This is a genomic window from Kitasatospora sp. NPDC002040 (assembly GCF_040296785.1).
GTDB lineage: Bacteria > Actinomycetota > Actinomycetes > Streptomycetales > Streptomycetaceae > Kitasatospora.
The window spans coordinates 598,363-623,431 of record NZ_JBEOXV010000003.1; the positions used below are offsets into that span (position 1 = coordinate 598,363).

Below are 25,069 nucleotides of genomic sequence, written 5' to 3' on the forward strand. Positions count from 1 at the left end.
GACAACCCCATGACGGACAGTCAGACGGCGACCATCCCGTCGCCCGCCCCGGCCTCCGACCGTGAGCCGCTGCTCCGGGTGTCCGGGCTGAGCCGGCACTTCCCGATCACCAAGGGGCTGCTGCGGCGTCAGGTCGGTGCGGTCCACGCGGTGGACGGGATCGACTTCGAGGTCCGGGCCGGCGAGACGCTCGGCGTGGTGGGCGAGTCCGGCTGCGGCAAGTCGACCATGGGCCGGCTGGTCACCCGGCTGGACGAGCCGACCGGCGGGAAGATCGAGTTCGACGGCCGGGACATCACCCACCTCGGCGTCTCGGCGATGCGGCCGCTCCGCCGGGACATCCAGATGATCTTCCAGGACCCGTACTCCTCGCTGAACCCCCGGCACACCGTCGGCACCATCGTCGGGGCGCCGTTCCGGCTGCAGAAGGTCGCCACCGAGCACGGCGTCAAGCGCGCGGTGCAGGACCTGCTGGAGCTGTGCGGCCTCAGCCCCGAGCACTACAACCGCTACCCGCACGAGTTCTCCGGCGGGCAGCGGCAGCGGATCGGGATCGCCCGGGCACTGGCGCTCAAGCCGAAGATGATCGTCGCCGACGAGCCGGTCTCCGCGCTCGACGTGTCGATCCAGGCCCAGGTGGTCAACCTGCTCGACGACCTGCAGAACGAGCTCGGCCTGACCTACCTGATCATCGCGCACGACCTCTCGGTGGTCCGGCACGTCTCCGACCGGGTCGCGGTGATGTACCTCGGCAAGGTGGTGGAGATCGCCGACCGGGACTCGCTGTACTCGGTGCCGATGCACCCGTACACCAACGCGCTGATGTCGGCCGTGCCGGTGCCGGACCCGCGCCGCAAGCAGCAGCGGGAGCGGATCCTGCTCACCGGGGACGTGCCGTCGCCGATCAACCCGCCCAGCGGGTGCCGCTTCCGGACCCGCTGCTGGAAGGCCCAGGACATCTGCGCCAACCAGGAGCCCCCGCTGGTCGCGGCCCGGGCCGGCCACCAGGTGGCCTGCCACTTCCCCGAGAACAGCTTCCCCGAGAGCAGCTGAGGCACCTCCGGGCCCCCGGGCCTCCGGGTAGGGCATGCTGGCCCCGGCACGACCGGCAACGGTCGATCGAGGGGCAGCACGGTGGAGTTCGCGGAGTTCGAGCGCAGTGGGTGGGCGCGCCGCAGCGGTACGTACGACGACGGGTTCGGTGCGATGACGGCCGGGCTGCACGACCGGCTGCTGGCCGAGGCCGGTGCGGCCCCGGGGCTGCGGCTGCTCGAAGTGGGCTGCGGGACGGGCCGGTTGGCCGCTGCGGCGGTACGGCTCGGGGCCGAGGTGGTGGCCACCGACGCGGTCGGGCCGATGGTGCTGGAGGCGGCCCGGGCCCTGCCCGGGGTGCGGGTGCTCCGGGCCGGGCTGCCCGGACTGCCCTTCGGGGCGGGGGAGTTCGAGGGGGCGGTGGGCGCGTTCGTGATCAACCACGTCCCCGACCCGGTGGCAGCGGTGCAGGACCTGGCCCGGGTGGTGGCCCCCGGTGGCCGGGTGGTGCTGTCCTGCTGGGACACCCTGGCGGCGAACCGGGCCCAGGGCGTCTTCTTCGACGCCGTCACCGAGGCCGGTGCGGCCCGTCCGGCCGGCCTGCCGAGCAGCTCGCCGTTCGCGCCGTACGCGACGCCCGAGCGGTTCGCCGGGCTGCTGGAGACCGGCGGTCTGACCGGGGTCGAGGTGCACCGGGTCGGCTGGACCCACCGGGTCGCCCCCGGTGACTGGTGGCGGGCGGTGCTCACCGGCACGGTGCTCACCTCCTCGCTGATCGAGGGTCAGGACGCGGCCACCACCGGCCGGATCAGGGCCGGGTACGACGCCCTGGTGGCCCGCTGGGCCGAGCCGGACGGCACCGTCGCACTGCCGGTGGCCGCGCTGGTCGCAGTGGGCCGGGCGGTGGGCTGACCGGCGGAGCCCCGGGGCGGCTGTCCCCGTCCGGGTGACCGGCAGGATAAGAATTGACGGTGACTTCGCAGCTCTTCGCCCCTGACGTGCAGCAGACCCTGGACCTGATCGGCATCTTCGTGTTCGCCCTGTCCGGGGGCCTGCTGGCCGTCCGCAAGAACATGGACATCTTCGGCATCTCAGTCCTCGCCGAGGCGACCGCGCTGGGTGGCGGGGTGATGCGCGACCTGGTGATCGGGGCCACCCCGGTGGTCGCGTTCACCAATCTCGGGTACTTCGTCACCCCGCTGCTGGCCGCCCTGGTGGTGTTCTTCCTGCACCCCGAGGTGGAGCGGATCAACCGGGCGGTGCAGACCCTGGACGCGCTCGGCCTCGGCCTGTTCTGCGTCACCGGCACGGCCAAGGCGCACGACTACGGCCTCGGCGCGGTCTCCTCGATGGCGCTGGGCATGCTGACGGCGGCCGGCGGCGGCGTGATCCGGGACGTGCTGGCGCACGAGATGCCCTCGCTGCTGCGCTGGGACCGGGAGATCTACGCGGTGCCCGCGCTGGTCGGCTCGGCCATGGTGGTGCTGCTGATCGGAGCGGGCCGCCTCACCACGGCGACCGGTACGGCCGCGGCGCTGACCGCGTTCGTGCTGCGGATGCTGGCGCTCAGATATGGCTGGCGGGCGCCACGTGCTTGGCACCGCAACGGTTCTCGCACCAGCGAGGAGTAGGCGAGCCGCCGTACGCGAGCGAGATCGCCTCGACCGTGCAGAGCAGCTCCGGCAGCAGCCGGCTGAGCTCGGCGATCGGGGCCACCCCGACCGGGGCGGAGATCGAGCAGGCGGCGATCGCGGCGCCCCCGGGGCCGACCACCGGGGCGGCGATGCAGTTCACCGTCTCCTGGTACTCGGCCTGGTCGACCGCCCAGCCCTGGCGCTGGACCCCGGTCAGCTCGGCCCGGAACTCCTCGGCGGTGCGGATGCTGGTGCTGGTCCTGGCCGGGAAGTCCTGCACGTCCAGAAAGGCCGTCAGCTGATCCTCCGGCAGATCGGCCAGCAGCACCTTGCCGACGGCGGTGGCGACCGCCGGGACCCGCAGCCCGATCCGGGCCGCCGGGTCGGACCAGGTGCCGGGCCGGTCCGGGTAGCGGCTCTCCACCTTGTCCAGGTAGAGCACCTCGCCCATGTCCAGCACCGCGAGCTGCACGGTGTGGCCGTACCGCTCGTTCAGCGAGGCCAGGAACGGGGCGGCGACCTGCCGGACGTCGATCGCCTCCAGGGCCTGCTGGGCCAGCGAGAAGAGCTTGCCGCCGAGCCGGTAGCGCTGGTCGGACTGGCGGTGCACCAGGCCGTGTTCCTGGAGCGTGCGGAGCAGCCGCAGGGCGGTCGACTTGTGCACGCCGATCCGGGCGGCGGCCTGTTCGAGCGAGGCGGGACCGTCGCCCAGGGAGGTGAGGATCGTCAGCGCCCGGTCCACTGTCTGTGACATTCCGCCCCGCCTCTCGCCTGTCGGCTCTCGCCTGTTGGGCCGAGGCAGGAGGCTAACGGCGCGTTGCAGAGGGTGCAATGGCCAAATCGTGACCAGCCGGGCCCCTACACTTGTGCCGCTATGCCTTATCTCGACCACGCGGCCACCACTCCGATGCTGCCCGAGGCGATCGCCGCCATGAGCGCGCACCTCGGGGTGGTCGGCAACGCCTCCTCCCTGCACGCGGCCGGCCGCCGGGCCCGCCGGGTGGTCGAGGAGTCGCGCGAGTCGCTGGCCCAGTCGCTCGGTGCGCGCCCCAGCGAGATCGTGCTCACCGGTGGCGGCACCGAATCCGACAACCTCGCGGTGAAGGGCCTGTACTGGGCCCGCCGGGACGCCGATCCGGCCCGCCGCCGGGTGCTGTGCAGCCCGGTCGAGCACCATGCGGTGCTGGACGCGGTGCACTGGCTCTCCGAGCACGAGGACGCCCAGGTCGAGTACCTGCCGGTGGACGGGTACGGCCGGGTGCACCCGGCCGCGCTCCGGGAGGCGATCGAGCGCGACCCCGCCTCGGTCGCACTGGTCACCGTGATGTGGGCCAACAACGAGGTCGGCACGCTCCAGCCGATCCACGAACTGGTGGCGGTCGCCCGGGAGTTCGGCATCCCGATGCACGCCGACGCGGTGCAGGCGCTGGGCCAGGTGCCGGTCTCCTTCGCCGAGTCCGGCCTGGACGCGCTGACCGTCACCGGTCACAAGGTCGGCGGTCCGTACGGGATCGGCGCGCTGCTGCTCGGCCGGGGCGTCACCCCGGTGCCGCTGCTGCACGGCGGCGGCCAGGAGCGGGACGTCCGCTCCGGGACGCTGGACGTGCCCGCCGCCGCCGGGTTCGCCGCCGCCGCCGAACTCGCGGTGCAGCGCCGGGCCGAGCACGCCCTGGCGGTCGGCGCGCTCCGGGACGAGCTGGTCGCCGAGGTGCTGCGGGTGGTGCCCGACGCGGTGCTCAACGGCGACCCCGCGACGGCCGGGCGGCTGCCCGCCAACGCGCACTTCTCCTTCCCCGGCTGCGAGGGCGACGCCCTGCTGATGCTGCTGGACGCCCAGGGCATCGAGTGCTCCACCGGCTCCGCCTGCTCCGCCGGGGTGCCGCAGCCCAGCCACGTGCTGCTGGCGCTGGGCGCCGACCCGCTGCTGGCCCGCGCCTCGCTCCGGTTCTCCCTCGGCCACACCTCCACCCGGGACGACGTGGCCGCCCTGGCCGCCGCGATCGGGCCCGCCGTCCTGCGCGCCCGCAACGCCGGACTGGCCGCCGCCGCCCGCCGCTAGGGCTCAGCACGTACCCTGGTGGGCATCATGACTGACTTTCCTGGTGCTCCCGCGTCCCCCGGCAACGGCCGACTCCGCGTGCTCGCGGCGATGTCCGGCGGGGTCGACTCCGCCGTGGCCGCCGCCCGGGCGGTCGAGGCCGGGCACGAGGTGACCGGGGTCCATCTGGCGCTGTCCTCGAACCCGCAGTCGTTCCGGACCGGGGCCCGGGGCTGCTGCACCATCGAGGACTCCCGGGATGCCCGCCGGGCCGCGGACGTGATCGGCATCCCGTTCTACGTCTGGGACCTCGCGGAGCGGTTCCGCGAGGACGTGATCGACGACTTCGTCGCCGAGTACGCGGCCGGCCGGACCCCGAACCCCTGCCTGCGCTGCAACGAGAAGATCAAGTTCGCCGCGCTGCTGGACAAGGCGATCGCCCTCGGCTTCGACGCGGTCTGCACCGGGCACTACGCCCGGATCGTCGACCTCCCGTCCGGGGAGCGGCAGTTGCACCGTGCGGTGGACATGGCCAAGGACCAGTCCTACGTGCTCGGGGTGCTCGACGCGGACCAGCTCGCGCACTCGCTCTTCCCGCTCGGCGACACCACCAAGGACCTGATCCGGGTGGAGGCCGAGAGCCGCGGCCTCGCCGTCGCCAAGAAGCCGGACAGCCACGACATCTGCTTCATCGCCGACGGCGACACCCAGGGCTTCCTGGCCAAGCACCTCGGCACCGCCACCGGCGACATCGTGGACGCCGACGGCACCAAGCTCGGCGAGCACGAGGGTGCGTACGGCTTCACCATCGGCCAGCGCAAGGGCCTGCGGATCGGCCACCCCGCCGCCGACGGCAAGCCCCGCTACGTGCTCGACATCTCGCCGGTGAACAACACCGTCACGGTCGGCCCGGTGGAGGGCCTCGACGTGCTCGGCCTGACCGCGATCCGCCCCCGCTGGTGCGGCGAGCCCCCGGCCGGCGAGGGCGCGTACACCGCCCAGCTGCGGGCCCACGGCGAGGAGGTCCCGGTCACGGCGGTGCTGACCGACGGCGAGCTGAAGGTCCGACTGGCCACCCCCGCCCGGGGGATCGCCCCCGGCCAGGCCGTCGTGCTCTACGACGGCACCCGGGTGCTCGGCTCGGCCACCATCGCCAGTACGGAGCGGCGCGCGGTCACGGTCTGATCTCCGGTACGTGGTTCCGGAGGACGGCCTGGCACGATTGCGTCTGTGAACGAACTGATTTTCCGGGCTGAGCAGCGCGGTCTGATGTGGTGCTTCCTCGCCTGCGGCCCGGTCGGTGGCCTGCTCCTGGCCGACCACTGGTCGCTCGGCCCCGGAGCCTCCCGGCTGGCCCTGGTCGCGTGGGTGCTGAGCCTGATGGGGGTCGGCGCGGTGATGGCCCTGACCGCCTCGGTCCGGGCCGACCGGGACGGCATCCGCAGCTGGAACCTGATCCGGCGGCGGACGCTCCGCTGGGACGAGGTCGCCGATCTGCGGATGTGCCGCCGGTTCAACCCCCGAGGCGAGGACCACCTGCTGGTCGAGGTGGTCCGCCAGGACGGCGGTACGGTCCGGCTGCCCCAGCTGCTCGGCAGCTGGTGGGACCGGAACGAGGGCGCCGAGCGGATGCTCCAGGCCCTGCAGGAGTGCCGGCAGGTCCACCGGCCCGGGCGATAACGGGTGCCGTGAGCGGCGGGGGACCTGATAGACCTGGGGGCACTATGGACATCACTGTTTTCTGTTCCGCGTACTCGCTGGACGAGAAGTACACCGCCCCCGCCGCCGAGTTCGCCCGCCTGCTCGGGGAGGGCGGGCACACCCTGGTCTGGGGCGGGTCCGACGCCGGGCTGATGGGGCTGCTGGCCGACGGGGTCAAGGAGGCCGGCGGGCGGCTGGTCGGGATCTCGGTGGAGTTCCTGGCCCACAAGACGTACCAGGGTGCCGACGAGCTGGTGATGACCCGGGACCTGGCGGAGCGCAAGGCGCAGCTGCTGGCCCGGGCCGAGGCCGTGGTGGTGCTGGTCGGCGGGCTGGGGACGCTGGACGAGATCACCGAGGTGCTGGAGCTGAAGAAGCACGCGCTGCACGACAAGCCGGTGGTGGTGCTCGACACCGAGGGCTTCTACGGCGGGCTGCGCACCCAGTTGGAGCGGATGGACGCCGAGGGCTTCCTGCCGCGTCCGCTGGCCGAGCTGATCAGCTTCGCCGCCGAACCCGCCGAGGCGCTGGCCCGGCTGAAGGAGAAGAACTGATGGGTGCTCACCTGATCACCGGGGCCGGTTCCGGCATCGGCGCGGTCGTCGCCGAGCGGCTGGCCGAACGTGGCGAGCAGCTCTGGCTGCTGGCCCGGGACGCCAAGCGCGGCGCCGAGCTGCGGGCCCGCTTCCCCGGCGCCCGGACCCTGGTGGGCGACCTGGGTGACCCGGCCAAGCTGTCCTGGGCCCTCGGCCACCAGGAGCAGCCGGTCGAGCTGGACTCGATCCTGCACATCGCGGGAGTGGTCCAGCTCGGCGAGGTCGGCGACCTCCCGGTGAAGGCCTGGCAGGAGCAGCTGAACGTCAACCTGGTCGCGCCCGCCGAGCTCACCCGGCTGCTGCTGCCCTCGCTGCGGCTGGCCCGGGGCCACGTGGTGTTCGTCAACTCGGGGGCGGGCCTGACCGCGCACGCCACCTGGGGGGCGTACGCCGCGAGCAAGTTCGGCCTGCGGGCGCTGGCCGACTCGCTGCGGGCGGAGGAGCACGGCCACGGCGTCCGGGTCACCTCGGTGTACCCGGGGCGGACGGCGACCGCGATGCAGGTGAAGGTGCACCAGCAGGAGGGCCAGGAGTACGACCCGTCCCGCTGGATCGCCCCGGAGTCGGTCGCCACCGCCGTGCTCACCGCCCTCGACCTGCCGCGGGACGCGGAGATCACCGACATCACCGTCCGTCCCGGAAAATAGGCCTGCGGTCCGGTCCGGTCCACCCCTAGGGTGGCCCGATGGCATCGATCAGGCAGTTCCAGGTGACCTTCGACTGTGCGGATCCCGAGCGCGTCGGCCGCTTCTGGTGCGAGGTGCTCGGGTACACCCCGGCGCCGCCGCCGGCCGGGTTCGCCGACTGGGACGGGTTCAACCGCACGCTGCCGCCGGAGCAGGGCGGCGCCTGGTTCGCCTGCAGCGACCCCTCCGGGGTGGGCCCGCGCCTGTTCTTCCAGCGCGTGCCCGAGGGCAAGGTGGCCAAGAACCGGGCGCACCTCGACGTGCGGGTCGGCACCGGGCTGGTGGGCGAGGAGCGGCTCGCCGTCCTGGAGGCCGAGGCCGCGCGGCTGGTCGCGCTCGGCGCGGTGGTGGTGCAGGTGCTGCGGGCCGACGGGGTCAACGAGTCCTGCATCTCGATGCAGGACCTCGAGGGCCACGAGTTCTGCCTGGACTGACGCGGCATCAGCGCGGCCCCGCCTTCGCCAGGGTGCAGCCGCCGTCCGTGCAGGTGCGTTCCAGCCGGCCACGGGAGACGGTCTGGGCCAGGCCGATCAGCCAGCAGGCCGGGCAGCCCCGGAAGGCGACCAGGCCCAGCGGCGCGGCCAGCAGGACGGCCGGACCGGCGTAGGGGAGCAGGGCGATCGGGCCGATGACCAGGCCGAGGCCGAGCAGCCCGCGGAGCAGGTGCCGGGGGACCGAGGCGCTGGCGAAGTCCGCTGCGGCCCGGTCGGGTTGGCGGTTCGTCATGGCCGTTCCTGCCCTTCGACGGTGTCCCCGGTCGGGGCCAGGGCCTGCCGCAGGGCGGCCCTGGCCCGGTGCAGCCTGGACTTCATGGCGGCGTTGCTGAGCCCGAGCGACCGGGCCACGTGGTGGCCGGGCAGGCCCTGGAGGTCGCGCAGGACCAGCACCTGCCGCTGGTCCCGGGGCAGGCCGCCGATCGCGGCGGCGATCCGCTCGGCCTCCAGCCGCCGCAGCACCGTGTGTTCGGCGGAGGGGGCCGGCTCGCCGTCCGCGTCGCCGGGGGCCGGTCCGGTGGTGAGCTGCCGCAGCTGCCGCAGGCACTCGTTGCGGACGATGCGGAACATCCAGGAGGCCAGCGCACCGGAGGCGCGCAGGGTGCCGATCTTCCGGTAGAGGATGATCAGCGCCTCCTGCGCCGCGTCCTCGGCGTCCTGCGGGTCGGCGCACAGCGAGCGGGCGAACCGGTGGACGTGCGGCTGCGACTCCAGGACCACGGCGGTCAGTGAGCCCGGGTCGCCGTCCTGGGCGGTCCTGATCAGCCGCTCGTCCGGCCAGGTGTACCGGTCAGCCACGGTTGCGACTCCTCCGCTTGAGCAGCGTCACGGTGCAGACGCAGACCAGCAGCGCACCGATCACGGCAGTGATGGCGATCATCATGCTTCGTTCCTCCGGATGTCCCCCGGCCCGTGCGGCCGGTCCGTGCACAAGAGGGGGAGGAGCCGGGAAAGGATTCGGCCCGCCGGGTGCCATAGGCTCGCGGGGTGAGTACTGAGCTTCGCTTCCCCGACCTGTCCGGCGCCGCGACCGGGGTCGGTTCGCTGCCCGGCACCGATGCGCGGGAGGCCGCGAGGACCGCGGTCGGCGCCCTGGAGTTGCTGCCGCACCTGCCCGAGCTGCCGGCCCGGGGGCCCGGGGCGGACATGATCGGGCGCGGGGCCGGGCTGCTGGTCGAGCTGTTCGCGCAGACCGAGCCGAGCGGCTGGCGGTTCGCCGACCGGCCGGGGCGGGACACCCGGCGGGCGCACTCCTGGCTGGGCGAGGACCTGGACGCGCTGGAGGAGTTCACCCAGGGGTACCGGGGCGCGCTCAAGGTGCAGGCGGTCGGGCCGTGGACGCTGGCCGCCTCGATCGAACTGCGCAGCGGCGAGAAGGCGTTGCGCGACCCGGGCGCCTGCCGGGGCATCGCCGAGTCGCTCACCGAGGGGCTGCGGCGGCACTTGGAGGACGTCCGGAAGCGGATTCCCGGTGCGGAGGTGGTGCTCCAGCTGGACGAGCCCTCGCTGCCCGCGGTGCTGGCCGGTGCGGTGAAGACGGCCAGCGGCTTCCAGCGGCTGCGGTCGGTGGACCGCCAGGTCGCCGAGGAGGTGCTGCGCAGCGTGGTCTCGGGGCTGGACGCACCGGTGCTGGTGCACAGTTGCGCGCCCGGGGTGCCGATCCCGCTGCTGCGCCGGGCCGGGGCGGCCGGGATCTCGCTGGACTTCGCCCTGCTGACGGAGCGTGACGACGAGGCGATCGGCGAGGCGGTCGAGGCCGGGACGGTGTTCCTCGCCGGTGTGGTGCCCTCCACCGACCAGGGAATGACGGACCCGGCCGGTAGTGTCCAGGGTGTCAGGACGTTGTGGCGCAGGTTGGGGCTGTCCCCGGAGCTGCTGGGCCGCCGGGTGCTGGTGACACCGACCTGCGGGTTGGCGGGGGCTTCGCCCGCGTACGCCCGTACGGCGCTGTCACTCAGCGCGAGGGCCGCGCAGAGCCTGGTGGACAACCCCGAGTAGAGGAGGACAGGGTGGCGGTCGAGGGCTGGGCGGACGTACCGGCGGAGGTTCGCGAGCGGCACGCCGAGCTGGCGGCGGAGATCGTCGGCCACCGGGTGCGGTACTACGAGCAGGACGCCCCGATCGTCACCGACGCCGAGTTCGACCAGCTGCTGCGGGAGTTGGAGCGGATCGAGGCCGAGCACCCGGTCCTGGACACCCCCGACTCGCCGACCCACACCGTCGGCGGCGCGCCGACCGAGCTGTTCGCCGCGGTCGAGCACCGTGAGCGCCTGCTCAGCCTGGACAACGCGATGGACGACGAGGAGCTGGCCGCCTGGGCCGAGCGGGTCGCCCGCGAGCTGGACGGCATCGACTACCACTACCTGTGCGAGCTCAAGGTGGACGGCCTGGCCGTCAACCTCACGTACGAGAACGGGCAGTTGACCCAGGCCGCGACCCGCGGCGACGGCCGGGTCGGTGAGGACATCACCGCCAACGTCCGCACTATCAAGGAGATCCCGCACCGGCTCAAGGGCGAGCACGTCCCCGCGCTGGTGGAGATCCGGGGCGAGGTCTACCTCCCGACCGAGGCCTTCGCCGAGCTGAACGCCTCGCTCGCGGCGGAGAACGAGCGCCGGGAGAAGGTGAACGAGGAGCGCGTCCGGGAGGGCAAGCGCCCCGGCGCCCTGGTCAGGCTGTTCGCCAACCCGCGGAACGCGGCGGCCGGTTCGCTCCGGCAGAAGGACCCGCTGGTCACCGCCTCCCGCCCGCTGCACATGGTGGTGCACGGCATCGGCGCCCGCGAGGGCTTCGACATCGACTGCCAGTCGCACGCCTACCAGCTGCTGCACGACTGGGGCCTGCCCACGGCGAAGCACAACCGGGTGGTCGGCAGCCTGGACGAGGTGCGCGCCTTCATCAAGCAGTACGGCGAGCAGCGCCACTCGGTCGAGCACGAGATCGACGGCGTGGTGGTCAAGGTCGACGAGATCCCGCTGCAGGGCAGGCTCGGCGCAACCTCCAAGTCACCGCGCTGGGCGATCGCCTGGAAGTACCCGCCGGAGGAGGTCAACGGCAGGCTCGCCGAGATCAGGATCGGCATCGGCCGGACGGGCCGGGCCACCCCGTACGCGGTGCTGGAGCAGCCGGTCAAGGTGGCCGGCTCGATGGTCCAGTACGCCACCCTGCACAACCAGGACGTGGTGAAGGCCAAGGGCGTGCTGATCGGCGACACCATCGTGCTGCGCAAGGCCGGTGACGTGATCCCGGAGATCCTCGGCCCGGTGATGGAGCTGCGGCCGGAGGACGCCAGGCCGTTCGAGATGCCAACCGAGTGCCCGGAGTGCGGCAGCGGGCTGCGCCCGATGAGCGAGGGCGACATCGACCTGCGCTGCCCCAACGCGCAGCACTGCCCGGCCCAGATCCGGGAGCGGATCGCCTACCTCGGCGGCCGGTCCTCGCTGGACGTCGAGGGCCTCGGCTACGTGGCGGCCACCGCGCTGACCCAGCCGCTGGAGCCCGCCGAGCCGCCGGTCGGCAACGAGGGGGACATCTTCGCCCTGACGATCGACCAGCTGCTGCCGATCAAGGCCAGGGTGCTGGACCCGAAGACCGGCATGCCCAAGCCGGACGACCGGACCGGCAAGGAGAAGGTGGTCACCTTCTTCGCCAATCTCAAGGGTGAGCCGAAGAAATCGGCCACCGTGCTGCTGGAGAACCTCGACAAGGCGAAGGACCGGCCGCTCTGGCGCTACCTCAACGGCCTGTCGATCCGTCACGTCGGCCCGGTCTCGGCCCAGGCGCTGGCCCGGGAGTTCCGCGACCTGGACGCGATCTTCGCCGCCAGCGAGGAGGAGCTGGCCGCCACCGAGGGGGTCGGCCCGATCATCGCCCGGGCGATCAAGGAGTGGTACGAGGAGGAGTGGCACCGGGAGATCCTGGAGAAGTGGCGCGCCGCGGGCGTCCGCTTCACCGAGGAGAGCGCCGAGGACGACGGCCCCCGGCCGCTGGAGGGTCTGACCGTGGTGGTCACCGGCACGCTGGCCGGCCACACCCGGGACGGCGCCAAGGAGGCGCTGACCTCGCGCGGGGCCAAGGTGACCGGTTCGGTGTCGAAGAAGACCGACTTCGTGGTCGCCGGTGACAACCCCGGGTCGAAGTACGACAAGGCGGTCCAGCTCGGGCTGGCGGTGCTGGACGACGCCGGATTCGCCGTCCTGCTGGCCGACGGGGCCGAGGCGGCCCGGGCCCACCTGGGCATCGAGCCGGTCGGGGAGGCCCCCGCCGAGGACTGAGGCTCCGTTACCTTCCTGATGCCTCGTCAGCGGGGTCCGGCCGAAAGAAACCGGGCATTCTGTCAGGGTGCGGCATTCCGAAAGGATGTTCCGCCGGTGGTGTGTCCAGGGTTGTCCGAAAGTCTGCCTTACCGGTCGGACACCGGCTTACCCTTAGGGCGACACTGTGTCAGCAGGGGTGGTCGGCACCGGGTTTGCAGCCGGTGCCGCAGGGGACGCCCACTCACTGGCGCCCACCGGCACCTCCGGGTGTCGCACCGAAAGGCGGCCTGAACGGGGCGGGCCCGACGGAGGACAGGGCTTATGGATCGTACGACCGGCGGCGCGCCCACACGCCCGCCGCAGGGGGTGGCAGGTGCGGTCCTGCTGCTCGGCGTGCTGTTGGCCGGCGCGGCGCCGCTCATTCCGCTCGCCGTCCTGGTGTACCGGCACGAGCCCGAGCTGTTACCGCTGTTCGCGGTGCCGCTCGCCGTCCTGGTGGCCGCCTGGCGGATCGCCAGGGACCGGGCGCGGGATCAGCTCACCGACCCGCTGACCGACCTGCCGAACCGGCATGCCCTGCTGCTGGCCGCCCAGGAGGCGATCGCCGAGCACGGGGGCGACCAGGACTGGAACGTCGGGCTGATCCTGCTCGATCTCGACCGGTTCAGGTCACTCAACGACGCACTCGGACACACCGCCGGGGACAGACTGCTGGTGCACATCGCCCGCCGCCTGCACCGGGCGCTGCGCGCGGGCACCCACAACCCCGGCCGGGACGACCCGGACGACGTGTTCTCCAGCCTGCCGCCGCCGGTGCAGCAGAGCCTGCGCCCGGTGGTGGCCCGGATGGGCGGCGACGAGTTCGCCGTCCTGCTCCCCGGGGTCGGCCGTCCCGACACCCTGGAGCGGGTCGCCAAGGCGCTGATCGCCGAACTCGCCGCGCCGATCCGGCTGGACGGGCTGCTGCTGGTGCTGGAGGCCAGCGCCGGCGTCTGCGTCTACCCGGCGCACGCCCAGGACGCCGAGGCGCTGCTCCGCCGCGCCGACGTGGCGATGGCGCACGCCCAGCGGCGGCGGACCGGGGTCGAGCAGTACGACGAGACCAGGGACCTCGACACGCCGTACCGGATCGGCCTGCTGGGTGATCTGCGCCGGGCGCTGGAGACCAACGAGGTCCAGCTGCATTACCAGCCGAAGGTCGCCTTCGACGGGCGGGTGGTCGGTCTGGAGGCGCTGCTCCGCTGGGAGCGGCCCGGCCAGGGGCGGGTGCCCCCGGACGAGTTCATCGGGCTGGCCGAGTCCAGCGGCCTGATGCCCCGGCTGACCGACTACGTGCTGGAGTCGGCCGTCGGCCAGCTGGCGATCTGGCGGGCCCAGGGCCTGGAGGTGCAGGTCGCGGTGAACGTCTCGCCCCGGGACGTGCTCAACCCCGGCTTCGCCGACCGGGTCGCCGGACACCTGACCCGGCACCACGTACCGGCCGCCGCGCTCCAGTTGGAGATCACCGAGCGGCTGCTGCTGGACGACTCCCGGCTGGCCGCCGACACCCTGGCCGAGCTGCGGCGGTACGGGGTCGGGATGTCGCTGGACGACTTCGGCACCGGGCACTCCTCGCTGGTGCGGCTGCGCTCGCTGCCGGTGGGCGAGCTGAAGATCGACCGGTCCTTCGTCTCCCGGATGGTCGCCGACGACCACGACGCGGCGGTGGTCCGCTGCTCGGTGGAGCTGGCGCACTCGCTCGGCCTGACCGTGGTCGCCGAGGGCGTCGAGGACGACGAGACCTGGGAGCAGCTGCACAGCATGGGCGTGGACGCGGTGCAGGGCTGGCTGGTCTCGGCCGCCCTCCCGGCCGACCAGGCCACCGCCTGGCTGATGGTCCACCGCACCGGCGCCCCGCCGGTCGAACTCTTCGCCAAGCGTTCGGCCCTCCCGCCGGTCGCGGCCCCGACCACCCCGCAGTAGCCCGCCGGCCGCCGGGTCGCGCCCGCGCACGTCCGTCCGTCAGGACGCGCGCGGACGCGACCCGTTTCGGTCCGGGCCGTGCCCCTGGGACGGCGCCGCCCGCGGCGGAGCCGCGCCCGAGCGGAGCCCCGAGCCGCTGCGGGGCTCGTTGGCGGCTGCGCGCTTGCCCATAGGATGGCCCCAAGAAAGAGGCCGGGTACGTCACCAACCGCCCGGCCTGACCAGAACTCACCTTGAGGATCGCTGCATGCCTGGCATCACGCGCGAGGAGGTCGCCCACCTCGCCCGGCTGTCGCGTCTGGAGCTGCAGGCCGAAGAGTTGGACCACTTCGCCGAGCAGCTCGACGTGATCATCGGCGCGGTCGCCCGCGTTTCCGAGGTCGCCGGACAGGACGTACCGCCGACCTCCCACCCGCTGCCGCTGACCAACGTCATGCGCGCGGACGTGGTGCGGCCGTCGCTCACCCCCGAGCAGGCGCTCTCCGGTGCCCCTGCCGCCGAGGAGCAGCGTTTCCGCGTGCCGCAGATTCTCGGGGAGGACTGATCACCATGACCGAACTGATCAAGCGGACGGCCGCCGAGACCGCCGCCGCCATCGCCTCCGGCGAGGTCTCCGCCGTCGAGGTCGCCCAGGCGCACCTGGACCGGATCGACGCCGTGGACAAGAAGGTCAACGCCTTCCTGCACGTGGACACCGAGGGTGCGCTGAACGCCGCCCGCGCGGTGGACGCCAAGCGCGCGAAGGGCGAGGAGCTCGGCCCGCTGGCCGGCGTCCCGCTCGCGCTGAAGGACGTCTTCACCACCAAGGGCGTGCCCACCACCTGCGGCTCCAAGATCCTCGAAGGCTGGGTCCCGCCGTACGACGCCACCCTGACGACCCGTCTGAAGGACGCGGGCGTGGTCATCCTGGGCAAGACCAACATGGACGAGTTCGCGATGGGCTCCTCCACCGAGAACTCCGCCTACGGTCCGACCGGCAACCCCTGGGACCTGTCCCGGATCCCCGGCGGCTCCGGCGGCGGCTCGGCGGCGGCGCTGGCCGCGTACCAGGCCCCGCTGGCGATCGGCACCGACACCGGCGGCTCGATCCGTCAGCCCGGTGCCGTCACCGGCACGGTCGGCGTCAAGCCGACCTACGGCTCGGTCTCCCGCTACGGCCTGATCGCGTTCTCCTCCTCGCTGGACCAGGGCGGCCCCTGCGCCCGTACGGTGCTGGACGCGGCGCTGCTGCACGAGGCGATCGCCGGCCACGACCCGCTGGACTCCACCTCGATCGACGCGCCGGTCCCGGCCGTGGTCGCGGCGGCGAAGCTGCGCGACGTCCGCGGCATGCGGATCGGCGTGGTCAAGGAGTTCGCCGGCGAGGGCTACCAGGCCGGCGTGATGCAGCGCTTCAACGAGTCGGTCGAGCTGCTCCGCGAGCTCGGTGCCGAGGTGGTCGAGGTCTCCTGCCCGTCGTTCACCCTGGCGCTGCCCGCCTACTACCTGATCGCGCCCAGCGAGGCCAGCTCCAACCTGGCCCGCTTCGACGCGATGCGCTACGGCCTGCGGGTCGGCGACGACGGCAGCCGCTCGGCGGAGGAGGTCACCGCGCTCACCCGCGAGGCCGGCTTCGGCGACGAGGTCAAGCGCCGGATCATCCTCGGCACCTACGCCCTCTCCTCGGGCTACTACGACGCCTACTACGGCTCGGCCCAGAAGGTCCGCACCCTGATCTCGCGCGACTTCGACGCCGCCTTCGCCGGTGTCGACGTGCTGATCTCGCCGACCACGCCGACCACCGCCTTCCCGATCGGCGAGCGCGCCGACGACCCGATGGCGATGTACCTGGCCGACCTGTGCACGATTCCGTCGAACCTCGCGGGCAACGCGGCCATGTCGCTGCCCTGCGGGCTCGCGCCGGAGGACAATCTCCCGGTCGGCCTGCAGATCATCGCCCCCGCGATGGCGGACGACCGCCTGTACCGCGTGGGCGGCGCCGTCGAGGCCGCACTCAACGACAAGTGGGGACACCCCCTGCTGGAGGAGGCACCGGCACTGTGAGCAGCATCGCGAAGGCCAAGGGGTTCAAGAAGTCCAAGCCCGGTCTCTGGCTGTCCATCGGGACGAGCGCCTTCGGCGCGGTCGCGATCGTCAAGGACGTCAAGAAGGCCCGGGGCGAGAACGACACCCTCAAGCTGATCAACGCCCTGGTCGGCGCCGCCGCGCTGATCACCGGCACCGCGCTCCTCGTCCGTGAGCTCAAGCGGCTCGGGGACGACGACGTGCTGCTGGGCTGACGGACCTCCAAGACTCAAATGAAGGGGACGCTGTGAGCGTCATTAGCCTGGTCTCGTACGAGGACGCACTTGCCTCGTTCGACCCGGTGATGGGCCTTGAGGTCCATGTCGAGCTGGGTACCAAGACCAAGATGTTCTGCGGCTGTTCGACCGAGCTGGGCGCCGAGCCCAACTCGCAGACCTGCCCGACCTGCCTCGGCCTGCCGGGCTCGCTGCCGGTGGTCAACGCGATCGGCGTGGAGTCGGCGATCAAGATCGGCCTCGCGCTGAACTGCGAGATCGCCGAGTGGTGCCGGTTCGCCCGGAAGAACTACTTCTACCCGGACATGCCGAAGAACTTCCAGACCTCGCAGTACGACGAGCCGATCGCCTTCAACGGCTACCTCGACGTGCAGTTGGAGGACGGCTCGACCTTCCGGGTCGAGATCGAGCGCGCCCACATGGAGGAGGACACCGGCAAGTCCTCCCACATCGGCGGCGCGACCGGCCGCATCCACGGCGCCTCGCACTCGCTGCTGGACTACAACCGGGCCGGCATCCCGCTGATCGAGATCGTCACCAAGCCGATCGAGGGCGCGGGCGACCGCGCTCCCGAGGTGGCGAAGGCGTACGTGGCCGAGCTGCGCGAGCTGATCAAGGCGCTCGAGGTCTCCGAGGCCCGGATGGACAAGGGCCAGATGCGCTGCGACGTCAACCTGTCGCTGCGTCCGCACGGCCGGGAGAAGTTCGGCACCCGCTCGGAGACCAAGAACGTCAACTCGCTGCGCAGCGTGGAGCGGGCCGCGAGGTTCGAGATCCGCCGGCACGCCACCGTGCTCACCGACGGCGGCACCATCGTCCAGGAGACCCGGCACTTCCACGAGGAGGACGGCTCCACCACGGCCGGCCGGATCAAGGACAACGCCGAGGACTACCGGTACTTCCCGGAGCCCGACCTGGTCCCGATCGCGCCCGCGCGCGACTGGGTCGAGGAGCTGCGGGCCGGCCTGCCCGAGCTGCCCCGGGTGCGCCGCGCCCGGCTGCAGGGCGAGTGGGGCCTGTCGGACAAGGACATGCAGTCGGTGCTCAACGCCGGTGCGGTCCAGCCGATCCTGGACACCGTCGCGGCCGGCGCCACCGCCGAGCAGGCCCGCAAGTGGTGGATGGGCGAGGTGGCGCGCAACGCCAACGAGACCGGCACCGAGCTGAGCGAGCAGCCGATCACCCCGGCCCAGGTCGCCCGGATCGCCGCACTGGTCGCGGAGGGCAAGCTCAACGACAAGCTGGCCAAGCAGGTCGTCGCGGCCGTGCTGGCCGGCGAGGGCGAGCCGGACGCCGTGGTCGAAGCCCGCGGCCTGGCCGTGGTCTCGGACGACTCCGCGCTCGGCGCGGCGGTCGACCAGGCGATCGCCGAGAACGGCGCGATCGCCGACAAGATCCGCGACGGCAAGGTGGCCGCGGTCGGCGCACTGGTCGGGGCGGTCATGAAGACCACCCGCGGCCAGGCCGACGCCGCCAAGGTGAAGGACATGATCCTGGCGAAGCTCGGGGTCGAGGCCTAGGCATACCTAGACCCTCAGGCCCCGGCCGACGACCGCCCGCCCCGTACTCACGGGGCGGGCGGTCCGCGTCCGAGGACCTTCTAAGGACCTGACGGCCCGGAACATGCGGCATGCTCCCGATGTGGCGGCCCTCCTCAGCGGAGGAAGCTCTTAGCAGGACGAAGGACCGGCCGAACGGCGGCCGGGACGGTCCGGCGAGAAGGAGCACCACCCATGTTGGAGTACGAGCTCATCCAGTCCCGCGCCCAGGAGCTGCAGCGGCTGGCCCGGCACGACGCGCTGGTCCGCGAGGCGCTGGCCGCGTCAGCCGGCCACACCCCCCGGAGCGGCCTGCTGAGAGCGCTGCGAAACCGCCGGGTCGGGGCGCTGAGTCCCCGCCCGCAGCTGCGCGAATGCTGACCGGTGACGAGCTGACGGTACGAATACCGACAGACCGTCACACCCCGGCCGCCGCCCGTCCGAACAGCGAGATATCCGCTCGGACGGTGTCGGCGGCCTGTGGCATGCTCAGCGCCATGGAGCAGATATCGGTGAGCCCGGTCTTCGTCGGACGCGGCACCGAGATCACCGCCCTCGAAGCCGCCCTCCGCCGGGCCGACGCCGGCCAGCCGCAGGCGGTCCTGGTCGGCGGTGAGGCCGGGGTGGGCAAGACCCGGGTGATCGAGGAGTTCCTGGCCACCGCCTGCGCGAGCGGCGCGGTGACCACCGTCGGCAGCTGCCTGGAGGTCGGCGCCGAGGGCCTGCCGTACGCACCGCTGGCCACCGCGCTGCGCCGACTGCACCGCGGCCTGGGCGCCGAGCTGGAGCGGGCCGCGGTCGGGATGGAGGGCCATCTCACCCGGCTGCTGCCGGAGTTCGGCGCCGACGACGCCGAGCCCAACGACGAGTTCGGCCGGGCCCAGCTGTTCGAGCACACCGCCCGGCTGTTCGAGCGGCTCAGCGCCGAGCAGACCATCGTGCTGGCGATCGAGGACCTGCACTGGTCCGACCGGTCCACCCGGGAGCTGCTCGCCTACCTGATCCGCACCCTGCACCGGGCCCGGGTCCTGATCGTCGCCACCTACCGCACCGACGACCTGCACCGCCGGCACCCGCTGCGGCCGTTCCTGGCCGAGCTGGACCGGCTGCGGACCGTGCAGCGGCTGGAGCTGCGCCGCTTCGGCCGGGGCGAGGTGGCGGCCCAGCTGGCCGGCATCCTGGGCGCCGGGGCGCCCGCCCGGGAGCTGGTGGACCGGATCCACCGCCGCTCCGAGGGCAACCCGTTCTTCGTCGAGGAGCTGGCCGCCGCGCACCAGGACGGCTGCGACACCGGGCTCACCGACTCGCTCCGGGACCTGCTGCTGGTCCGGGTCGAGGCCCTGCCGGACCAGACCCAACGGGTGCTCAGAATCGCCGCCGAGGGCGGCTCCCTGGTCGAGCACGGCCTGCTGGAGGCGGTGCTCGACGAGGGCGAGGACGTCCTGATCGACGCCCTGCGCAACGCCGTCGGGGTCAACGTGCTCCGGCGGGACAGCGACGGCGAGGGCTACCGGTTCCGGCACGCATTGGTCCGGGAGGCGATCTCGGACGACCTGCTGCCCGGCGAGCGGCACCGGATCAACCGCAGGTACGCCACCGCGCTGGAGCAGAACGGCGCGCTGGTCTGCGGCAACGGCCTGCCCGCCCGGCTGGCCAACTACTGGTACCACGCGCACGATCCGGGCCGGGCGCTGCCGACCGCGCTGGAGGCCGCCCGGGTGGCCCGGCGGCGGAACGCCTTCGCCGAGCAGCTGGGGATGCTGGAGCGGGCGCTGGAGCTCTGGGACGAAGTGTCCGAGGAGGTCGGGCGGGAGAACCTGCGGCCCGCCGACTGGGCCGGCACCTACCCGCCGTGCGGGCACGACGGGGGCGGCTGCCGGCTGCTGCACCTGGTCGACGTGATGGCCGAGGCGGTGCTGGCGGCCCGTCGCTCGGGCGACCGGGACCGCGGCCTCAGCCTGGCCAAGCGGGCCTTCAAGCTGCTGGACGAGGAGACCGAGCCGGAGCGCGCCGCCTGGTTCCGGATCCAGCGCTCGCAGATGCTCGGCCACCTGCGGCGCAGCGGCAGCGACGAGGAGATCGAGCAGGCGCTGCGGCTGGTGGCGGGCCTGCCGCCGTCCCCGGTGCAGGCCGAGGTGCTCGCGCTGGCCGCCGGCCACGCGATGCTCGGCGATCCGACCCTGGCGGACCGGGAGCTGGCCGAGCGCGCCGCCGCGATCGCCCGCGAGGTCGGGGCCGACGCGGTCGAGCAGCACGCCCGGATGACGCTGGGCAACCTGACCGCGTACTTCGGCGATCCGGAGGCCGGGGTCGCGCTGCTCACCGAGGCGGTCGGACAGAGCCGCCGCACCGGGCCGGTGGACGTGCTGTGCCGGGGGCTCAACAACCTCTCCAGCCTGCTGCTCTCACTCGGCCGGCCGGCCGAGGCCGAGGCGCTGGTCCGGGAGGGGCTCGCGGTGGCCGGGGGCAACGGGCTGCTCGCCAACATCGGTGCGCTGCTGACCGGAAACCTGGTGGAGTGCCTGCTCGCGCTCGGCCGTCCCGGCGAGGCCGAGCAGCTGCTGGCCGACCTGGAGGGCGATCCGGCGGCCCGGGCCTTCCACCCCTTCCTGGACCGGCTGCGCTCCGAACTCCTGCTCGACCAGGGTGACTTGGCCGGAGCCGAGGCCGCCCTGGAGCGGGCCAGGACGGCCGGCCGGCAGGTCAGGCAGGCGCAGCACGACCTGCCGATGGCCCGGCTGGGCATGCGGGTCGCACTGCGGGCCGGGCGCCCGCTGGAGGCCAGGGCCGAGCTGCTCGCCGTACTCGACCGGCTGGACGCCCGCCCGGCCGACCAGACCCTCTCGGACGGCTGCCTGTACGGGCTGCTGCCGGTGCTGGTCGAGGGTGCGGCCGGGGAGGCCGACTCGCGCGGCTCTGCGGCGGCCGACCTGGGGCGGCCGGTGGTGCTCCGCCGGATCGCCGAGGTGGCCGCGCGGCTGCGGCCCCGTACGCCGCTGCACCAGGGCTGGGCGGCGCTGCTGGCGGCCGAGCTGGCCCGGGCGGACGGGGTGGACACCTCCGAGCAGTGGGCCGGGGTGGTCGGGCAGCTCCGGGGCACCGGGCTCGGCTGCCCGCTCGGGCAGGCGCTCTACCGGCAGGCTGAGTCGCTGCTGGCGGCCGGTCGGCGGGAGGCCGCGGTCGAGCCGCTCCGCGAGGTCGAGGCGCTCACCACCGCAGGGCTCTACCTCCGCCAGGACATCGGGCAGTTGACCGCCAGGGCCGGGCTCTCGCTGGCCGCCCGGCCGGTCCGGGCGGCCCAACCGACCGAGCCCGCCGACCAGTTCGGCCTCACCCCGCGCGAGCGGGACGTGCTGCACCGGTTGGCCGAGGGGCGGACCAACCGGCAGATCGCGGAGGAGCTCTACATCTCCCCGAAGACCGCCAGCGTGCACGTCTCCAACATCCTGGCCAAGCTCTCGGTCGGCAGCCGGGGCGAGGCCGCGGCCCTGGCCCACCGGCTGCACCTGCTGGGCGCCTGACCGGCTCCAACTGCCCTGCTCCCAGGGTCCGGTGGGCCCCGCGCGGCCGGGCAGCGCCCCGTGCGCCCCCGTCGTGCGCCGCGGCCAACCGGGGCGATCCCGCCGAGAGTGGGGCACAACGGCACCCGGAGGCCATTACTCTAAGTTGAGTGTGCGTGTCATTGAGTGACGGAAGTGGTGTAAGGTCCCGAGAGGGAACACCGGCACGGCGTGGGGGAGAGGTCGAGTGAACTTCCACCCGAGCCGGCTCCCCGGCCTGCTGCTGGTGCTGCTCTGCCTCGGGTACGCCCTGGGCGCCGCCGTCGGCTGGGGTTCGCCGGAACTCGCGCTGTTCATGGGCGACTTCGGGCTCGCCGGGGCCGCGCTGGCGGCCGCGCTCTCCTGCCTGCTGCACGCCTGCACGACCGGCGGCCCGGCCCGCCCGGCCTGGCTGCTGTTCGGCCTCTCGTCCTCGATGGTGGCGTTCGGCAACGGCACCTGGGGCTGGTACGAGGTGGTGCTCGAGACCGAGCTGCCCCGGGACTCGGCCGCCGAGTACGCCTTCCTGCTCTTCGCCCCGCTCGCCATCATCGGCCTGACCGTGCTGGCCCAGCGGCCCCGGACGGCGGCCGGCTGGCTCTGCCTGCTGCTGGACGGCTGGCTGGTGGCGGGCTCGCTGTTCACGCTCAGCTGGAGCCTGGCGCTCGGCCGGGTCGCGGCGGGGGAGGGCGACGACCCGCTCCGGCTGGCGCTCGGTCTCGCCTACCCAGTGCTGGACATCCTGCTGGTCAGCCTGGTGGTCGGCCTGCGCTTCCGGAGCCGGGACGGCAACCGGGCCGCCGTGCACACCGCGATGGTCGGCCTGGCCGTCACGGTGGTCTGCGACGCGCTCTTCACCTCGCCCTCGCTGCGCAGCAGTTACCACTCCGGCGAGCTGCTGGACGCGGGCTGGTTCGCCGGCAGCGTGCTGCTCGCCTGGGCCCCCTGGGCCGCGCGCCGGCAGTCCGGGCCCAGCCGGGAGCACCCCTCGGTCGGCGGCACCCCCCGCCGCCGGGTCTCCACCACCTTCAGTGCCCTCACCCCCTACGTCGCGGCGGCGGTCTGCACCGCGGGCATCCTCTACAACGCCCTCGGCGGGCACGCGCTGGACCGGGTGGTGGTGGCCTCGGCCTGCACCGTCGGGCTGGCACTGATCGTCCGGCAGGGCGTGATACTGCTCGACAACCTGTCGCTGGCCCAGGAACTCGCGCAGAAGGAGGCGCACTTCCGCTCGCTGGTGCAGGGCTCCAGCGACGTGATCATGATCGCGGGCAGCAGCGGGGTGCTCTCCTACGTCAGCCCGGCCGCGATCGGCGTCTACGGCCGGGACCCGGAGGAGCTGGTCGGCGGCAACCTGCTCAACCTGGTGCACCCCGAGGACGTCGACCGGGTGCTGGGCGAGGTGCGGCGGCTGATGGCCGACGGGCCGGGCCGGCAGGGCGGCGGCACCGAGCCCTCGGCCCGGGTGGAGTGCCGGGTCCGCTCGGGCAACGAGGAGTGGCTGCACGTCGAGTCCACCGTCAACCGGTACCGGGACGGGCTGATCCTGAACAGCCGCGACGTCACCGAACGGGTCATACTGCAGGCGCAGTTGCAGCACAACGCGTTCCACGACCCGCTCACCGACCTGCCCAACCGGGCGCTCTTCACCCAGCGGCTGCGCGCCTCGCTCACCCCGCCCGAGGGGGGCGGGGGCGAGCAGGCCACGGTCGCGGTGCTCTTCCTCGACCTGGACGGCTTCAAGGCCGTCAACGACAGCGCGGGCCACCAGGTCGGCGACGAGCTGCTGGTGCAGGCGGCCCGCCGGCTCCAGCACGCGGTCCGGTCCGGGGACACCGTGGCCCGGTTCGGCGGCGACGAGTTCGCCGCGCTGGTCCGGGGCCGGCTCGGCCGGGCCCAGGTGCACGAGCTGGCCGAGCGGCTGCGCTCGGCGCTCTCCGAGCCGTACTGGATCGGCGGGGCCGAGCTCGGCGTGGCCGCCAGCATCGGGATCGCCTTCGGCCCCTGCGAGCCCGACCCCGGCACCGACCCGCCCGGCGCCGCGGACGAGCTGATGCGCAACGCCGACCTGGCGATGTACCGGGCCAAGTCCGAGGGCAAGGGCCGGGTGGTGCTCTACCACCCGGCGATGCGGGCCGAGTTGGAGCGCCGCACCGAGCTGGAGGAGCGGCTCCGGGTGGCCGTCCGGGAGGGCACCTTCACCCTGCTGCACCAGCCCGTGGTCGACCTGGCCACCGGTGCGGTCACCGGCGTCGAGGCGCAGGCCCGGTGGCGTTCCGCGCAGGGGCTGCTGCTCACCCCGGCGGAGTTCCTGCGCACCGCCGACCACGGCGACGCGGCCACCAGGTTCGCCCGCTGGATGCTCCAGGAGACGGTCACCGCGGCCGCCCTCCGGGGCGGCCCCCGGCTGGTGCCCGTCCCGGTCTCGATCCGGCTGTCGGCCCACCGGCTGTGCGCCCCCGGCATGTACGAGGCGGTGGTCGCGGTGCTCCGGGAGACCGGCCTGCCCGCCGAGCTGCTGGTGATCGAGCTGGCCCGGACCGGGCCGGACGAGCACGCCGACGAGCTCGGGCGCCGGCTCGCCGCACTCCGCCGGCACGGCGTCTCCACCGCCGTGGCGGGCTTCGGCGCGGGCGGCGGCTCGCTGGGCACGCTGGCCCGGCTCCCGTTCGACGCGCTCAAGCTGGACCGCAGCCTGGTCCAGGACGTGGCCGAGTCCCGGCTGACCCGGGCGCTGGCCGGGCACGCCCTCCGACTGGCCCGCGACCTGGGCCTGGTGACCGCGGCGGAGGGGGTGGACCAGCCCCGCCAGGTGGTCGCCCTGCAGGAGCTGGGCTGCCGTCAGGCGCAGGGCCTCGCCTTCGCCCAGCCGCTGGACGAGCACCGGCTGCGCCGCGCCCTGCTGCGCCGGGTCTACCCGCTGCCGAAGCAGCCGGGCGGACTCTCCGCCCGGCGGGCGTACCTGGCGGCAGACGCCCGATCGGGTGGCCGGGCCGAGCCCGGCGGCAGCCGGGTGGTGCACCACCAGACCGGCCCCGACCTGGCCGAACACCTGCACGCGCACGGTCCGTTGTGGGGGCCGAATGGAGGTCCGCATACCGAGACAGCCGTCCCACCTGCTTGACACGCCCCACGGCCGGGGAGGAAGGTCGGTGCCATGCGCACCCGAATTCTCGTACTTGGCGGGCGCGTCGGCTGAGCGGGCCATCACGACCCGCACGAAGAGACCGACGCGCCACCCCTCGCATGCCCTTGGCACGAGGGGTTTTTTGTTGCACTGGAACTGTTGGACA

Annotated in this window: 21 protein-coding genes and 1 pseudogene; 19 read left to right on the forward strand and 3 right to left on the reverse strand. The window is 73.3% G+C overall.

The genetic code is table 11. The annotated features are described in order from the left end of the window. Window positions 1-9: 9 nt before the first annotated feature. The 3 genes from ABT118_RS12940 (at window position 10) to ABT118_RS12950 (ending at window position 2,663) form a co-directional block, all read left to right on the forward strand. Complete coding sequence (locus ABT118_RS12940) at window positions 10-1,053, forward strand: ABC transporter ATP-binding protein (RefSeq protein WP_350664543.1); 1,044 nt, start codon at window positions 10-12, stop codon at window positions 1,051-1,053. Window positions 1,054-1,134: 81 nt separating this feature from the next. Then, window positions 1,135-1,944, forward strand: a complete 810-nt coding sequence (locus tag ABT118_RS12945; protein WP_350664555.1) for a methyltransferase domain-containing protein — start codon at window positions 1,135-1,137, stop codon at window positions 1,942-1,944. A 59-nt stretch (window positions 1,945-2,003) separates the two neighbouring features. After that, window positions 2,004-2,663, forward strand: a complete 660-nt coding sequence (locus tag ABT118_RS12950) for a trimeric intracellular cation channel family protein (RefSeq protein WP_350664578.1) — start codon at window positions 2,004-2,006, stop codon at window positions 2,661-2,663. Here ABT118_RS12950 and ABT118_RS12955 read toward each other — a convergent pair. After that, window positions 2,599-3,420, reverse strand: coding sequence for an IclR family transcriptional regulator (locus tag ABT118_RS12955; RefSeq protein ID WP_350664588.1), 822 nt, complete (start codon window positions 3,418-3,420; stop codon window positions 2,599-2,601). The genes ABT118_RS12950 and ABT118_RS12955 overlap by 65 nt on opposite strands. Window positions 3,421-3,540: 120 nt before the next feature. Here ABT118_RS12955 and ABT118_RS12960 point away from each other — a divergent pair, with 120 nt between their 5' ends. Genes ABT118_RS12960 through ABT118_RS12985 form a run of 6 tightly spaced genes read left to right on the forward strand, consistent with a single transcriptional unit; the run spans window position 3,541 to window position 8,121 of the window. Further along, complete coding sequence (locus tag ABT118_RS12960; protein WP_350664599.1) at window positions 3,541-4,725, forward strand: cysteine desulfurase family protein; 1,185 nt, start codon at window positions 3,541-3,543, stop codon at window positions 4,723-4,725. A 27-nt stretch (window positions 4,726-4,752) separates the two neighbouring features. Then, window positions 4,753-5,889 carry a tRNA 2-thiouridine(34) synthase MnmA gene (mnmA, locus tag ABT118_RS12965; protein ID WP_350664614.1) on the forward strand — a complete coding sequence of 379 codons (1,137 nt, stop codon included), beginning with the start codon at window positions 4,753-4,755 and terminating at the stop codon, window positions 5,887-5,889. Between the two features lie 45 nt (window positions 5,890-5,934). Continuing rightward, complete coding sequence (locus ABT118_RS12970; RefSeq protein WP_350664621.1) at window positions 5,935-6,384, forward strand: PH domain-containing protein; 450 nt, start codon at window positions 5,935-5,937, stop codon at window positions 6,382-6,384. 44 nt (window positions 6,385-6,428) lie between these two features. After that, entirely contained in the window at window positions 6,429-6,959 is a 531-nt protein-coding gene (locus tag ABT118_RS12975) for an LOG family protein (protein ID WP_350664634.1), read from the forward strand. Further along, complete coding sequence (locus ABT118_RS12980; protein ID WP_350664646.1) at window positions 6,959-7,648, forward strand: SDR family oxidoreductase; 690 nt, start codon at window positions 6,959-6,961, stop codon at window positions 7,646-7,648. The genes ABT118_RS12975 and ABT118_RS12980 overlap by 1 nt, the downstream gene beginning before the upstream one ends. A 38-nt stretch (window positions 7,649-7,686) precedes the next feature. Next, a complete protein-coding gene (locus tag ABT118_RS12985) occupies window positions 7,687-8,121 on the forward strand; it encodes a VOC family protein (RefSeq protein WP_350664659.1) in 435 nt (144 codons plus the stop codon). Window positions 8,122-8,128: 7 nt separating this feature from the next. Here ABT118_RS12985 and ABT118_RS12990 read toward each other — a convergent pair whose 3' ends face one another. Together ABT118_RS12990 and ABT118_RS12995 are read right to left on the reverse strand one after the other, a co-directional pair. Further along, window positions 8,129-8,413, reverse strand: a complete 285-nt coding sequence (locus ABT118_RS12990; protein WP_350664670.1) for a hypothetical protein — start codon at window positions 8,411-8,413, stop codon at window positions 8,129-8,131. Next, a complete protein-coding gene (locus ABT118_RS12995) occupies window positions 8,410-8,979 on the reverse strand; it encodes an RNA polymerase sigma factor (RefSeq protein ID WP_350664685.1) in 570 nt (189 codons plus the stop codon). Before ABT118_RS12995 ends, ABT118_RS12990 begins: the two co-directional genes overlap by 4 nt. 189 nt (window positions 8,980-9,168) lie before the next feature. Between ABT118_RS12995 and ABT118_RS13000 the strand changes: the two genes are divergently transcribed. The 10 genes and pseudogenes from ABT118_RS13000 (at window position 9,169) to ABT118_RS13045 (ending at window position 24,900) form a co-directional block, all read left to right on the forward strand. Then, window positions 9,169-10,179, forward strand: a complete 1,011-nt coding sequence (locus ABT118_RS13000) for a methionine synthase (RefSeq protein ID WP_502884532.1) — start codon at window positions 9,169-9,171, stop codon at window positions 10,177-10,179. Window positions 10,180-10,190: 11 nt separating this feature from the next. Further along, window positions 10,191-12,455 carry an NAD-dependent DNA ligase LigA gene (ligA, locus tag ABT118_RS13005; protein WP_350664701.1) on the forward strand — a complete coding sequence of 755 codons (2,265 nt, stop codon included), beginning with the start codon at window positions 10,191-10,193 and terminating at the stop codon, window positions 12,453-12,455. Between the two features lie 366 nt (window positions 12,456-12,821). Continuing rightward, window positions 12,822-14,399, forward strand: a pseudogene (locus tag ABT118_RS13010) (putative bifunctional diguanylate cyclase/phosphodiesterase); the annotation flags it as partial. Window positions 14,400-14,646: 247 nt separating this feature from the next. Then, window positions 14,647-14,943, forward strand: a complete 297-nt coding sequence (gene gatC / locus ABT118_RS13015) for an Asp-tRNA(Asn)/Glu-tRNA(Gln) amidotransferase subunit GatC (RefSeq protein WP_280719380.1) — start codon at window positions 14,647-14,649, stop codon at window positions 14,941-14,943. Window positions 14,944-14,948: 5 nt separating this feature from the next. Then, on the forward strand, window positions 14,949-16,442 hold the full coding sequence (gene gatA / locus ABT118_RS13020) for an Asp-tRNA(Asn)/Glu-tRNA(Gln) amidotransferase subunit GatA (RefSeq protein ID WP_350664760.1): 1,494 nt from the start codon (window positions 14,949-14,951) through the stop codon (window positions 16,440-16,442). Then, window positions 16,439-16,678, forward strand: coding sequence for a hypothetical protein (locus tag ABT118_RS13025; RefSeq protein ID WP_350664770.1), 240 nt, complete (start codon window positions 16,439-16,441; stop codon window positions 16,676-16,678). The genes gatA and ABT118_RS13025 overlap by 4 nt, the downstream gene beginning before the upstream one ends. Before the next feature lie 32 nt (window positions 16,679-16,710). Continuing rightward, window positions 16,711-18,219, forward strand: a complete 1,509-nt coding sequence (gene gatB / locus ABT118_RS13030; protein ID WP_350664779.1) for an Asp-tRNA(Asn)/Glu-tRNA(Gln) amidotransferase subunit GatB — start codon at window positions 16,711-16,713, stop codon at window positions 18,217-18,219. 213 nt (window positions 18,220-18,432) lie between these two features. After that, the gene (locus ABT118_RS13035) at window positions 18,433-18,618 is read left to right on the forward strand and encodes a hypothetical protein (protein ID WP_350664789.1); all 186 of its coding nucleotides are present in this window, start codon (window positions 18,433-18,435) and stop codon (window positions 18,616-18,618) included. 116 nt (window positions 18,619-18,734) lie between these two features. After that, entirely contained in the window at window positions 18,735-21,758 is a 3,024-nt protein-coding gene (locus tag ABT118_RS13040) for a helix-turn-helix transcriptional regulator (protein WP_350664799.1), read from the forward strand. Between the two features lie 226 nt (window positions 21,759-21,984). Continuing rightward, the gene (locus ABT118_RS13045) at window positions 21,985-24,900 is read left to right on the forward strand and encodes a putative bifunctional diguanylate cyclase/phosphodiesterase (RefSeq protein WP_350664816.1); all 2,916 of its coding nucleotides are present in this window, start codon (window positions 21,985-21,987) and stop codon (window positions 24,898-24,900) included. Window positions 24,901-25,069: the final 169 nt, after the last annotated feature.